This window comes from Kaistia dalseonensis, assembly GCF_030814715.1.
Lineage (GTDB): Bacteria > Pseudomonadota > Alphaproteobacteria > Rhizobiales > Kaistiaceae > Kaistia > Kaistia dalseonensis.
On record NZ_JAUSVO010000002.1, the window covers coordinates 257693 to 270844 of the forward strand.

Below are 13152 nucleotides of genomic sequence, written 5' to 3' on the forward strand. Positions count from 1 at the left end.
CTCCGTCAGACTTCACGCAAGGGCAGTATCCGCCCCGCGCTGAGCAGGTGCAGCGGATCGAACGCATCCTTGATCCGGCCCGCCAGTTCAAGCGTCAAGGGGTCGGCGCGCTTGATATAGGCGCGCTGCTTGACCCGGCCGATGCCGTGCTCGGCGCTGATGGACCCGCCATGCCGGTCGATCACATCGAAGATAATGTCCTCGGCCGCGTGGAAAAGCCCATCCATATCCTCGGCGCGCATGCCTTCGGGCGGTACGACGTTCATATGGATATTGCCATCGCCGACATGCCCATAGGTGACCACCAGGGCTTCGGGATGAGCGACCTCCAGCGCGGCGATGCTTTCGGTGACGAAGGAGGCGATGCTCGAGATCGGCACCGACACGTCCGTCCTGAGATAACGTCCGCCCCGGCCCTGCGCCTCGACCATCATTTCGCGCAAGAGCCACAATTTCTCGCCCTGGGCGCGGCTCGCGGCGATGACACCGTCGAGCACGAGATTGCCCGCATTGGCGAGGAAATCTTCGACGAGGGCCTTCAGGTCGACGCGGCCGCCGGCCGATGCCTCCAGCAGGACATAGACGGGATAGGGTTGCGACAGCGGATCATCGAGATCGGGATGAGCGTTGACGGCGATCTCGATACCACCGCGCAGGATGAGCTCGAAGGCCGACAGCAGATCGCTGCATTCACGCCGCGCGACGGCATAGAGCGCCATCGCATCCTCGACGGAGGCGAGCCCCACCAGCGCGGTCTCGATCTGGGTCGGCCGCGGGAACATCTTGAGCGAGACGGCAGTGATGATGCCGAGCGTTCCCTCGCTGCCGATGAACAGCTGCTTCAGATCATAGCCGCGATTATCCTTGCGCAGCGTCCGCAAGCCGTTCCAGATCCGGCCATCGGCGAGCACGACCTCGAGCCCGAGGACGAGGTCGCGCGTCATACCGTAGCGAAGCACATTGAAGCCGCCGGCATTGGTCGCGACGTTGCCGCCGAGCCGGCAGCTGCCCTGCGCGCCGAAGGTGATCGGCAGGATGCAATCGGCCGCCTCAGCCTGGCGCTTGGCATCCTCCAGGATGCAGCCGGCCTCGACGACCATGGCGAAATCGATCGCGTTGATCGAGCGGACCTTGTTCATCCGCTCCAGCGACACCACCACCTCGCCGCCGGGAAAACTCGGCACCGCCCCGCCGACGAGCCCCGTCAGCCCGCCCTGCGGCACGACATGGATGCCGAGCTCATGGCAGCAGCGCATCAGCAGGCTGACGTCCTCGACCGAGCGCGGCCGGGCGACGGCGAGCGGGCGGCCGAAATGATCGCCCGTCCAATCACGGCTGTAGCGCTCGAGATCCGAATGATCAGATAGCAGCACGCCCTCCGGCATCGCGGCGTGAAGGGCGGCGAGCGCGGTTTTCTGTTGCGGCAGAACGGCGTGCATGGACATCAACCTGACTGGGGTCCAAAACGTCTGGACAATGACATAACTTGCATGGTTATCATACAACGCTGATTCAGAACATCAAGTGCGCCAACGAGTTGAAGCGCTTCTTCCACTCGAAAATCAGCTCAAATACGATGATTTGCAGGAGGACTCTCGATCATGAGCGACAAGCCCGACAAGTTTAGAATGATGCACACGATGATCCGCGTGCTCGATCTGGACAAATCGATCAAGTTTTACACCGATATGCTCGGGATGACGCTGCTTCGGCGCGACGATTATCCCGAAGGCAAGTTCACCAATGCTTTTGTCGGCTACGGCCCCGAGGACACGGATACAGTCGTCGAGCTGACGCTGAACTGGGGCCGCGAGGAGCCCTACGACCTCGGCACGGCCTTTGGCCATCTCGCGCTCGGCGTCAACGACATCTATGCCGTCTGCGCCAATCTCGAGAGCCAGGGCGTCCGGATTCCGCGCCCGCCGGGCCCGATGAAGCACGGCACCACGCATATCGCCTTCATCGAGGACCCTGACGGCTACAAGATCGAGCTGATCGACCTCGCCACCATGTCGTAGCGTTTCGCGAGACGGGAGGCCGCGCCGGACGGCGCGGCCCTTTCCGCGTTTGGCCCCGATCGCTGCCGGGTACAGCGCGGTCTTCATTTGATGATGGCGATCTTGCTGCGGTCGATCGTGATCGCGACCGCCAGGATGAGCACCGAACCGAACACGACATTCTCGGCGAAGATATTGATGCCGACGAACGTCATGCCGATCCGCACGATCGAGATGATCAGCGCGCCGACTGCCGTGCGCGCGACCCCGCCGAGACCGCCCGTGATCGCCGTCCCGCCCACGATTACCGCCGCGATGGCCGGCAGCAGAAGCTGGTTGGCGAGATTGGGCGAGCCGCTGGAAAGGCGCGCGGCGAGGATCGTGCCGGCGATCGCGGCCAGCATGCCGGATACCGCGAACGCCGTGATCTTGGTGCGCGGCACGTTGATGCCAGCCGCGAGCGCCGCCGGTTCGCCCGCGCCGACCGCGAGACTGTAGCGCCCGAAGCGCGTGTATCGCATCGCGAAGAAGGCGACGAGCCCGATCAAGGTGGCGATCAGCACGACGGCGGGTATGCCCGCGACGGTGCCGTTGATCCACGCCGTATTGGCGCGGCCGCCCTCTTCAATGGTGATCGCCCGTCCATCGGCGATCCAGAGCGCGATACCGGCCACGACACCGCCGGTCGCGAGTGTCGCCACGAAGGACGGTACCTTGAGGCGCACATGCACATATCCCGACAGGATGCCGAAGACGAGGCCGCTCAGGATCGCGACCGGAAAGGCCCAGAGGCCGATCCTCGGCAGAAGCTGCGCCAGGATGACGCTGGCGAGAGAGGCCACCGCCTGGATCGAGAGATCGATGCCGCCAATCAGGATGACGAAGGTGACGCCTGCCGCGAGGATGAAGAGCACCGCGGTATTGGACAGGAGCAGCATCAGCGTCTCGCCGGAGAGAAAGCCCGGCGCGGCGATTTCGATGATCAGGATCAGGACGACGAGCAGGATCGGCGGAATCGCGCCCTGCAACCAGCCGGCGCTCATGAACGATCGGATATCCGAATAGGTCTTCATTGCTGCCTCACACCATCGCCCGGACGACATCGACCTGGTCGGGCTTGTTGCCCGGCGCGGCGTCGAAACGGGCCGTCACCGCCCCGTCCCGCATGACGATGACGCGATGCGACAGACCGATGGTTTCCTCCAGCGTGTCGGAGATCAGGAGAATGGCCACGCCCTGGCGCGAGAGTTCGCGGACGAGTTCGTAGACCTCCTCTTTCGCGCCGACATCGAGGCCGCGTGTCGGATGATCGAGGATGAGAATCCGCGAGCCGGCCGTCATCCACCGCGCCAGCACCACCTTCTGCTGGTTGCCTCCGGAGAGCTTGCGGCAGGCTATGTCCGGTCCCGGCGCCTTGATGTGCAGCCGGCTGATCCAGTCGGTCGCGAGCGCGCGCTCGGCGTGATAGTTGATCAGGCCGTTCTTGGTGACGGCGGAAAGATCGGCGAGCGAAATGTTCTCCGCGATCGACAGGAACATCACCAGCCCTTCGAGCCGGCGCTCGCGCGGGATATAGCCAATGCTCCGGCGCACCGCCTGTTCAGGCGAGCGGAAATGGACGGCCTCGCCCATGATCTTGAGCGAGCCCTCGGTGTGGCTCATGAAGCCGCCAATCGTGCGCGTCACCTCTTCGCGGCCCGAGCCCACCACGCCCGCGATTCCGACGATCTCGCCGGCATGGATCTTCAGATCGACATGGCTGAACGTGTCGCCGGCGCCGAGGTCCGTTGCATCGACGAGCACCTCGTCGCGCGGCGGAAGCTGGCGGTCTTCCTTGTAATAGGCGGTGTGCAGGCCGCGACCGACCATGATCTTGTGCAGTTCCGGGCCGGAAATGTCGCTGGCCCGGTGCTCCGCCACCACTTCCCCGTCCTTCATCGTGTAGACGCGGTCGGAGATGCGCAGCACCTCGTCGAGACGGTGAGAGACGAAGACGAAGCTCGCGCGTGATTTGAGCGAGCGAACGCGGTTGAACAGGATCTCGATATCGCTGCCGCTCAGCACCGAGGTCGGCTCGTCGAGCAGGATCACCAGCGGCCGCGCGATGGTCTCCTCCAGCGTCAGCGCCTTAGCGAGTTCGACCATCTGGCGCGCGGCGAAGGTCAGCTCCGAGGTTCGCGCGGTGACGTCGATATCGACGCCGATCTTGTCGAGCTGCCGCCGGGCGGCACACCGCATGGCCTTCCAGTCAACAAGGCCGAAGCGGACGAACTGGCTTTCCTGCCCGAGATAGATGTTCTCGGCGACGGAGAGATTGAGCAGCAGCGACTGCTCCTGAAACACCATGCCGATGCCGTTCGCGGCGCCGTCGCGGGCATTGCGCAGGCGGACGGGCTGTCCGTCGCGCGTCAGCGTGCCACCATCGGGCTGATGCGTTCCCGCGAAGACGCGCATCAGCGTCGACTTGCCGGCGCCATTCTCGCCGATGAGGCCAACCACCTCATTGGGGCGGATCTCGAGCGAGACGCCCTTCAGCGCCGGAACGCCGGCAAAGGATTTCGTGATCGAATGTGCTGAGAGCATGTCGGTCACTTCACGATCTGGAGGCGAATGCGGTCGAGCGAGAGCGCCACGGCGGCGATGATCATCAGCCCCTGCGCGGTCTGCTGCACATAGGGGGAGACTCCGAGCAGGATCATGCCATTGCCGAGGATCGTGACGATCAGCACGCCGATCAGCGTATTGACGACACCACCTTCACCACCGGTCAGCGCCGTGCCGCCGACGACGACAGCCGTGACGGCCGCAAACAGCCGGCCATCGGCGATGACCGCATCCGACCGGCCGAGTTGGGCAGCCGAGAGGACGCCCGCCATGCCGAAGAAGAAACCGGCGAGGCCGAACGCGAGAATGCGCACGCGGCGCACATTGACGCCCGAAAGCTCGGCGAGGTCTTCGCCGCCGCCAATCGCCATGATGTAGCGGCCGAGACGCGTATGATACTGGATCGTGCAGGCGAAGGCGAAGGCGCCGAGCGCCACCCAGACGCCGAGCGGCAGGCCGGCAAAGCGCGCCAAAGCGAGATTACGGATCGAGGGGTCCATGAGGCGCACGGCGGACCCACCCAGCATATAAACCGAAATGCCGAGGCCGATGAACCAGACCCCGAGCGTCGCCATGAAGGATGGGATGCGCAGCATGGTCTGGATCAGCCCGGTCGCCAGGCCCATGACCGTGCTTGCGGCGATCGCGGCAAAGACCGCGAGCCAGCCGAACTGATTGGTATTGGCGTCATTGGCGGCGAGCAGCACGACGACCATGGCGGCGACCGATAGCGATCCCTCCACCGAAAGGTCGATGCTGCCGAGCAGGATGATGAAGGTGAGCCCCATGGCCAGCGTCAGCGGCACCGCGGCCGAATTGGCGATGCGCACCAGATTGCGCGGCTCGATGAAGCTCGGATTGGCAATGGTGATCAGCACGCAGAGCGCAATCAGCACGAAGAGCGGCGCGGCGCGCTTGTTCGTCAGCCGGCGCGCGAGGCCGAGCAGCGCCGACCGTCGTTCGGACGCTCCGCCCGCTTTGAGATTATCGATATTTGCGGTCAACAAACTAAGCCCCGCTCATGGCCGGCTGGAGCCGGCAGCTGCCGAAATGCGCCGGCAATGCTGCCGGCGCGGACGGAACAGTGCGCTTTGCGCAATCGTCTCGGAGGGAGATCAGCTCCTGATCGGGCCGGTGACGCGGCCCCAGAGATCGTTCCAGTCGACCGTCGGCTGCGACTCGATGTTGGTCTTGTAATATTCTTCGACATTGTCCTTCGAGATGAGGACGGCCTTGCCGTAGAATTCGCGGTGGTCCGGCGGCTGCGTGGTGGGGTCGAACTTCTTCTCCAGCGCCTGCAGGGCGATGGAGAGCCCCATGCCGCCCTGCCAGAACGGGTCGGAGGTGACGGTGGCGGCGAACTCGCCATTGCGGACCGCATCGACGGCCGCCTTGATGCCGTCGACGCCGACGACCGGAACCTTGCCGGCGAGGCCTTCGGCGCGCAGCGCCTCGAGCGCGCCCGTGCCCATGTCATCATTGGCGGCCCAGATGCCCTTCACCTGGTCGCCGAAGCGGGTGAGCAGGTTGCCGGTCAGATCATAGGCTTCCGAGGATTTCCAGTTCGCGACCTGGAAATCGAGCAGCTTGATGTCGGGATTGGCGGCGAGCGCCGCTTCCAGACCCTGCTTGCGCTCGATCGCGGCCGTGTTGGAGATCTGCCCGCCGAGCGCCACGATGCCGCCCGATCCGCCGATCGACTTGAACAGGATTTCCGCGATCAGCTTGCCGCTGACCGTGCCGTCGAACTCGATATGCGAGACATAATAGGGGTTGAAGTCGCGCGGATGGAGATCGGCCGGCTTGTTCCACTGCGTGACGACATAGGCGCCCGCCTTGGCGCAGGCTTCGACGATCGGGCGCGCATCCGGCGTATCGTTCGGGTCGGAATTCAGCACCATGTTGCCGCCGGTCTTGGCGAGCAGGGCCTTGATGTCGGCAATGCCCTTCTCGCTATTGCCTTCCGAAACCAGCGTCACATGATCGAGGCCGACAGACTTGGCGAAGGCCTCGGCGCCGGATTTCCAGACCGCGTGATAGGGGTTCGACAGCGAGCGAATGGACGTGACGAGCGTCGGCTTGTCGGCTGCAAACAGCGTCTTCGGCAGCGCGGCGACCGTTGCGCCGGCGGCGATGGTCGTCAGGAACGACCTGCGATTCATGGCGCCGAAGCGCGATTTCGTTATGCGATCCATTCGTTACCCTCCCAATGAATGATGCAAGCACGGATGCCGCCCGTTCTCCCCGGCATCTGAACTCCGAAGTGGCTCGTATCGTTATTTGTACGACAACCCTTCAAGAAGCTCACCATATGCATACTCTTGACCGTCGGCAAGGGGCTTGCGAATGTGCGGGCGAAATGACGGCGGAGATGGCGGAACAGCCCTCCTGCGGTTTGGGAGGGAGAACCATGCCGGACTACATCATCATCGGCGGAGGGTCGGCCGGTTGCGTGCTCGCGGCCCGCCTCACCGAGGATCCCGCGATCTCGGTCGTGCTGCTGGAGGCGGGGCCACGCGATACCAACCCCTACATCCATGTGCCGGTCGGCTTCTTCAAGATGACCGCGGGCCCGCTGATCTGGGGCTACGAGACCGAGCCGGGGCAGGAGATCGTCGGGCGGCGGATGGTCTATCCTCAGGCCCGCGTTCTCGGCGGCGGATCGTCGATCAACGCCCAGGTCTTCACGCGCGGCTGCCCGGAAGATTACGACACCTGGCGCGACGCGGAAGGCTGCGCCGGCTGGGGCTATGGCGACGTGTCGTCCTATTTCCGAAAGTCCGAGGGCAACGACACCTTTGGCGGGGAACATCACGGCAATGACGGGCCGCTCGGTGTCAGCGCGCCGGCGCCGCATCCGCTGACGCGTGTCTTCGTGCGCGCGGCGCAGGAGGCGGGCCTGCCCTTCAATGCCGATTTCAATGCGGGCAGACAGGCCGGTGCCGGCTTCTACCAGTCGACCACGCGTGCCGGCCGACGCAGCAGCACCGCCGTCGGCTATCTGCGCCCCGCCGCCGGCCGCCCCAACCTGACGGTCCGGACGGGGGTTCTCGTGAACCGGATCGTGATCGAATCAGGCCGCGCCATCGGCGTCGAGATCATCGATCAGGGCCGCCCGGTCATATTGCGCGCCGAGCGCGAAGTGGTGGTCACATCAGGCGCGATCGGCTCGCCGAAGCTCCTGATGCTCTCCGGCATCGGGCCGGCCGACCATCTGCGCGGCCTCGGCATCGACGTCGTGCGCGACCTGCCGCAGGTCGGGCAGAACCTGCAGGACCATATGGACGTGGATGTTCTCGCCGAGCTCTCGGGCTCCTTCGGCATCGATCGCTACAAGAAGCGCCGCTGGCAGGCGGTGGCGGCGCTCGAATATCTCATGTTCCGCAAGGGACCCGTCGCCTCGAACATCGTCGAGGCCGGCGGCTTCTGGTGGGGCGATCGCAGCGAGGCGACGCCTGACATCCAGTTTCACTTTCTCCCGGGGGCCGGTCTCGAAGAGGGCATCGGCAGCGTGCCGGGCGGCCATGGCTGCACGCTGAATTCCTATCATGTGCGGCCGCGCTCACGCGGCACGGTCACGCTGCGGACGGCCGATCCGCGCATGGCGCCGGCGATCGATCCGAACGCCTTCTCCGATCCCTACGATCTGGAGCGGGCCGTCGACGGCATCGAGATGAGCCAGCATATCCTGTCGCAACCCGCCTTCAGGCCGTTCGTGCGGCGCCTTCACCTGCCGGACGACACGGTGCGCACGCGCAGCGACTATGCCGCCTTTGCACGCGAACATGCACGGTCGGCCTATCACCCGGTCGGGACGTGCCGGATGGGCGGGGATGCGGAGAGTGTCGTCGACCCCACTCTCAAGCTGCGCGGCATAGAGGGGCTTCGCGTCTGCGACAGCTCGGTCATGCCGCGGTTGATATCGTCCAACACCAATGCAGCGACGATCATGATCGCGGAGAAGGCGGCGGATCTCATCAAGGGCGTCGCACCGGCGGCCTGATAGCTGTCGAGCCGGCCGGCTGTGGCGCCTGCCGGCTCAATCGTCGCTGAACATGGCCGGTGGCGGGAAATCGGTGCGGCTATAATCGACCACGACGAACTTGCCGCCTTGATAGCGCTCGACCACGGGATCGGCCGTCACCTTGCCGGCCACCCGCTCGGCCTGATCGTCGGAGCTGTCGCGCGGCATCCAGCCGATCTTCGCCCGCGCATCGTGCCGCCAGAAGCTGCGGCTGTTGTTGGACGCGCCCCAGATGACCGAGCAATCGACCCGCTCGGCGGCGGCGCAGCGCTGGATCAGCCGCACGAAATCATCATGCGAGATCCAGGTCGAGAGGATTCGCTCGTCGCTCACCTCCGGCAGCACCGAGCCGATGCGGATCAGCACGCTCTCCACCGCGTGCTTGTCCCAATAGAGCCGGGCCAGCATTTCGCCATAGGCTTTCGAGAGGCCGTAATAGCCGTCCGGCCTAAGCGGGCAGTCCTGGTCGAGGATTGCTGACCGCTCATAGAGGCCGACGGCATGCACCGAGGACGGGAAGACCACCCGCGCCTTCTGCCGTCGCGCCGCTTCGTAGATGTGGTAGCTGCCGCGCAGATTGGCGCCGAGAACGGCCTCGAATGATTGCTCGGTCGAGACGCCGCCGAAATGCAGGATCAACCCGCAACCCTCGGCAAGGCGGTGCACGGCCTCCTGATCCTGCAGATCGATCGTCTCGAAGGTTGCCCCGGGCGGGAGCGGAAACGGCAGCGGCGCAAGATCGGTCAGCCGCAGCGGCCAGCCGAGGGCCGCGAGCCGATGCGCCAGCAGCCGGCCGATCGTGCCGGCCGCACCCGTCAACAGAACCGGTCGGTCGGATAGGGCCACGTCCTGTCCTTTCATGCTCGATGATCATCGTGGCGGCAGGACTCGCGGAGGTGCCTCGCGGTCAGACGTCATCACGCCTCTCCGGAAGAGAGCCATCCGTCCGCAATGCGGGCTGCCAGCGGCTTCACGCCATCTCGGCGACCGGCATGCCGCAAGACCGCATCAACGCCATCAGCCGGCTTTCCTCGTCGGCGGTCAGGTCGAGAAGCGGCAGCCTGACCGGGCCGCAATCGATCCCCGCGAGGCGCGCACCCGCCTTGACGATCGAGACGGCATAGCCGGCCCGCCGATTGCGAATGGCGAGATAGGGCAGGAAGAAGCTGCGGATCAGGCCGTCGATTTCCGACGAGCGGCCGGCATGGAGCGCGTTGTAGAAGCTGAGCGCCAGCTCCGGCGCGAAATTATAGATCGCCGACGAATAGGTCGTCATGCCGATCGCTGCCGCGGCCGTGGCATGGACCTCGGCCGTCGGCATGCCGCCGATGAAGATCAGGTGATCGCCCATCTCCGCGCGCAACCCCGTCAGGAGCTCGATATCGCCGACGCCGTCCTTGAGGCCGATGAGGTTCGGGCACTCCTCGGCGAGGCGGGCCAGCGTTTCCGGGGTCAGGATCGCATTGTCGCGATTATAGGCGATCACGCCGATATCGACCGACCGGCAGATCGTCGCCAGATGCTGGCGCAGGCCATCCTGCTCCGACTTGATCAGATAGGGCGGCAACACCAGCAGCCCGTCCGCACCATTGGCCTCGGCCGCCTTGGCGAATTCCACCGCCATCTTCGTGCCGTAGCCAACACCGGCGAGCAGCGGAACATGGGCCGGAACCTCGTCGGCCGCCGCCCGCACGACACGGCGATATTCATCGAGCGTGAGCGAGAAGAACTCGCCCGTGCCGCCCGCCGCGAACAGACCGGCGGCCCCGGCTGAACCCTGGCTCGCGACATGCGCGCGATAGCCCGCCTCGTTGAAGGCGCCGGATCCGTCGAAAAAGGTGAGCGGGAAGGACAGGAGGCCCTTGGCGAGGGATGTCGTCAGTTCGGCGGGCGAGAACGTCAAGTCGAATACTCCGTGTCTGAACCCGGCCGGCCTGACAGGCCGGAAACGCCGGTGATGGTGGTCGGGCCGAGCCCGGCGGGCCGTCGACGTCTTTTGTGCGGTTACATTGTTATATGACAAGTTATGTGTCAATGCTCATTCGAAGCCGGGGCCGGAACGCGGATTTTCGGCAGCAAACCGGGCGCGGGCGCGCAGTGCGCGCGGTCGTGCCACGACGAGATTCCAAGCACTGGGAAGGAAAAATGGCAGAGATCGAGCTCAGGACCGTCGCGAAGAACGGTCTCAAAGTGACAACCATCGGCCTCGGCGGCACCGGCCTCGGCAATATGTACCGCGCCGTCGACACGGAGGCGGCGATCGGCACGGTGCATGCGGCCTATGAGAACGGGATCCGCTATTTCGACACGGCGCCGGTCTATGGCTTCGGCGTCAGCGAGACGCGGCTCGGGCTCGCGATCCAATTCCTGCCGCGCGCCGATATCGTGATCTCGTCCAAGATCGGCTACGACCTCGTCCCGATCGCGCCGGACGAATTGAAGCCGACACTCTGGGAGCAGCCCGGCTCCTACCGCGCCGAATTCGACTATTCCCGCGATGCCGTGATGCGCTCGCTGGAGGGCACGCTGAAGCGCCTCGGCACCGACTATGTCGACATGGTCTCGATCCACGATCCCGACGAGGCGCTGCATTTCCAGCCCGGCGAGGACCCGTTCGCGCGGAGCCGCTTCCGCGAGGCGATGGATGGCGCCTATCCCGCGCTCGACGCGCTGCGCTCGCAGGGCGTCATCAAGGCCGTCGGCGTCGGCATCAACCAATGGCAGATGCTGTCGGACTTCGTAGTGGCGGGAACCTTCGACTATTTCCTGCTCGCCGGTCGCTACACGCTGCTGGAACAGGAACCGCTCGCGACCCTGCTGCCACTCTGCGAGCAGCGCGGCACGAAGATCATCATCGGCGGCCCCTATAATTCGGGCATATTGGCGACCGGCGCCGTCGCAGGCGCGACCTTCAACACACGGCTCGCGCCGGAGCCGGTCCTGGAGCGCGTCCGCCGCATCGAGGCAATCTGCGCCGACCACAAGGTCTCCCTGCCCGCCGCCGCCCTGCAATTTCCGCTCGGGCATCCCGCCGTCGCAAGCGTTATTCCCGGCGCCCGCTCGGTCGGCGAACTGAAGCAGAATCTCGGCTATCTGCGGCAGCCCATCCCGCCGGCACTCTGGACGGATTTGCGGCAGGCCGGCCTGATCGACCCGGCGGCGCCGCTCCCCGCATCGTGACCCCTCGCGGCCCGGCGGCGACGTTTCCACCGGGCCGGCACAAGGCGTCATCAAATCATCATGGGCAGTGCCTAAGCCCCTGTGCCAGCGCGCTTCGCGGCACAGGATGCGAGTGCGTCCGGCAGGCGAGATGCCGGGCGCAGCTTGGCCTGCGGCCGGGGGTACGCCAAGATCGGCGATGCCGATCGAAAGTTCCCCTCTCTCCCCAGAGCCGCCATGCAGCCCTCAGCCGACGCCCTGAATATCGTCCTCGACGATCGCACCATCTTCGGAACCGTAACCCTCGACGGTGACAGGATCGGGCGGGTCGAGAGTATGGGGGACGGAGCGCGGGAGGGCGCGGATTATCTCCTGCCCGGTCTCATCGATATCCACACCGACAATATCGAGCATCATTTCATGCCGCGTCCCGGCGTGAAATGGCCGGCGACGCTGGCGGCCGTGCTGGCACATGACTGGCAGATGCTCGGCGCCGGCGTCACCACCGTGCTCGATTCGCTTTCGATCGGTGATTATGACAGCCGCGGACTGCGCACCGCCATGCTCGACGCCGCCATCGGTGGCTTGACCGAGGCGCGCACGGCGGGCCTCCTCAAGGCCGATCACTATTTCCATTTCCGCTGCGAACTCTCCGATCCTGCTCTGCTCGGCATCGTCGAGCGCCATGTCGACAATCCGGGCCTGCGCCTGATGAGCCTGATGGATCACACGCCCGGCCAGCGGCAATGGCACGACATGGCGCTCTATCGCGAATATCGGCGCAAGAAGAACGCCCGCGTCTGGAGCGACGAGGAATTCGCGCTTTATCTGGCGGAGCGACGTGCCCATCAGCAACTCCACGTACCGCCGAGCCGCGCCGTGATCAGCCGGGCCGCCTTGGAGCGCGGCATTTCTCTCGCCAGCCATGACGACACCACCCTCGACGATGTCGAGACGGCGCATGCCGACGGCATCGTTATCAGCGAGTTCCCGACCACGCTCGCCGCCGCCGAACGGGCGCGCGCGCTCGGCATGCAGGTCGTGATGGGGTCGCCCAACATCGTGCTGGGCGGCTCGCATTCGGGCAATGCCAGCGCGACCGACCTCGCCGATGCCGGGCTGCTCGATATATTGACCTCGGACTATGTGCCGGCGAGCCTCTTGCACGCGCCCTTCATTCTGGCCGCGCGCGGCCGGCCGCTGCACGACACGATCGCGATGGTCTCGGCGAAACCCGCCGATGCGATCGGCCTTCCCGACCGCGGCCGCATCGCACCGGGCCTGCGCGCCGATCTGCTGCGCGTGACGCTGGTCGGCGGTGTTCCCGTCATTCGCGGGATCTGGGTCGCCGGACGACGCTATCTCTAG

At 65.4% G+C, this 13152-nt stretch carries 11 protein-coding genes; 4 read left to right on the plus strand and 7 right to left on the minus strand.

Annotated features, from left to right (window positions below):
* Nucleotides 1-5: 5 nt before the first annotated feature.
* A complete protein-coding gene (locus tag QO014_RS07365) occupies nt 6-1439 on the minus strand; it encodes an FAD-binding oxidoreductase (RefSeq protein WP_266348031.1) in 1434 nt (477 codons plus the stop codon).
* 162 nt (nt 1440-1601) lie between these two features.
* On the opposite strand from QO014_RS07365, the gene gloA reads away from it, so the two are divergent.
* Complete coding sequence (gloA, locus tag QO014_RS07370; protein WP_266348032.1) at nt 1602-2018, plus strand: lactoylglutathione lyase; 417 nt, start codon at nt 1602-1604, stop codon at nt 2016-2018.
* 83 nt (nt 2019-2101) lie between these two features.
* Here the strand turns inward: gloA and QO014_RS07375 are convergent, their stop codons facing one another.
* The 4 genes from QO014_RS07375 to QO014_RS07390 form a co-directional block, all read right to left on the minus strand.
* Nucleotides 2102-3070 (minus strand): ABC transporter permease, encoded by a 969-nt coding sequence (locus QO014_RS07375; protein ID WP_266348033.1) that lies wholly within the window; start codon nt 3068-3070, stop codon nt 2102-2104.
* 7 nt (nt 3071-3077) lie between these two features.
* Entirely contained in the window at nt 3078-4580 is a 1503-nt protein-coding gene (locus tag QO014_RS07380) for a sugar ABC transporter ATP-binding protein (RefSeq protein ID WP_266348034.1), read from the minus strand.
* Between the two features lie 5 nt (nt 4581-4585).
* Nucleotides 4586-5605, minus strand: a complete 1020-nt coding sequence (locus tag QO014_RS07385; protein WP_266348035.1) for an ABC transporter permease — start codon at nt 5603-5605, stop codon at nt 4586-4588.
* A 111-nt stretch (nt 5606-5716) separates the two neighbouring features.
* Nucleotides 5717-6796 (minus strand): sugar ABC transporter substrate-binding protein, encoded by a 1080-nt coding sequence (locus tag QO014_RS07390; protein ID WP_266348036.1) that lies wholly within the window; start codon nt 6794-6796, stop codon nt 5717-5719.
* A 215-nt stretch (nt 6797-7011) separates the two neighbouring features.
* On the opposite strand from QO014_RS07390, the gene QO014_RS07395 reads away from it, so the two are divergent.
* Nucleotides 7012-8604: a GMC family oxidoreductase gene (locus QO014_RS07395; protein WP_266348037.1), complete on the plus strand. Its 1593-nt coding sequence runs from the start codon at nt 7012-7014 to the stop codon at nt 8602-8604.
* A 36-nt stretch (nt 8605-8640) separates the two neighbouring features.
* Here the strand turns inward: QO014_RS07395 and QO014_RS07400 are convergent, their stop codons facing one another.
* Together QO014_RS07400 and kdgD are read right to left on the minus strand one after the other, a co-directional pair.
* Complete coding sequence (locus tag QO014_RS07400; protein ID WP_307257773.1) at nt 8641-9471, minus strand: NAD-dependent epimerase/dehydratase family protein; 831 nt, start codon at nt 9469-9471, stop codon at nt 8641-8643.
* Between the two features lie 124 nt (nt 9472-9595).
* A complete protein-coding gene (gene kdgD / locus QO014_RS07405; RefSeq protein ID WP_266348039.1) occupies nt 9596-10528 on the minus strand; it encodes a 5-dehydro-4-deoxyglucarate dehydratase in 933 nt (310 codons plus the stop codon).
* Nucleotides 10529-10770: 242 nt separating this feature from the next.
* On the opposite strand from kdgD, the gene QO014_RS07410 reads away from it, so the two are divergent.
* Entirely contained in the window at nt 10771-11805 is a 1035-nt protein-coding gene (locus QO014_RS07410; RefSeq protein WP_266348040.1) for an aldo/keto reductase, read from the plus strand.
* A gap of 216 nt (nt 11806-12021) precedes the next feature.
* Nucleotides 12022-13152, plus strand: coding sequence for an alpha-D-ribose 1-methylphosphonate 5-triphosphate diphosphatase (locus QO014_RS07415; protein WP_266348041.1), 1131 nt, complete (start codon nt 12022-12024; stop codon nt 13150-13152).

Bases quoted from the DNA above. Each gene is read 5' to 3' on its own strand.
- QO014_RS07390 (WP_266348036.1), bottom strand. From the start codon at position 6,796: ATGGATCGCATAACGAAATCGCGCTTCGGCGCCATGAATCGCAGGTCG.
- QO014_RS07410 (WP_266348040.1), top strand. From the start codon at position 10,771: ATGGCAGAGATCGAGCTCAGGACCGTCGCGAAGAACGGTCTCAAAGTG.
- gloA (WP_266348032.1), top strand. From the start codon at position 1,602: ATGAGCGACAAGCCCGACAAGTTTAGAATGATGCACACGATGATCCGC.
- QO014_RS07365 (WP_266348031.1), bottom strand. From the start codon at position 1,439: ATGCACGCCGTTCTGCCGCAACAGAAAACCGCGCTCGCCGCCCTTCAC.
- QO014_RS07380 (WP_266348034.1), bottom strand. From the start codon at position 4,580: ATGCTCTCAGCACATTCGATCACGAAATCCTTTGCCGGCGTTCCGGCG.
- QO014_RS07415 (WP_266348041.1), top strand. From the start codon at position 12,022: ATGCAGCCCTCAGCCGACGCCCTGAATATCGTCCTCGACGATCGCACC.
- QO014_RS07375 (WP_266348033.1), bottom strand. From the start codon at position 3,070: ATGAAGACCTATTCGGATATCCGATCGTTCATGAGCGCCGGCTGGTTG.
- QO014_RS07395 (WP_266348037.1), top strand. From the start codon at position 7,012: ATGCCGGACTACATCATCATCGGCGGAGGGTCGGCCGGTTGCGTGCTC.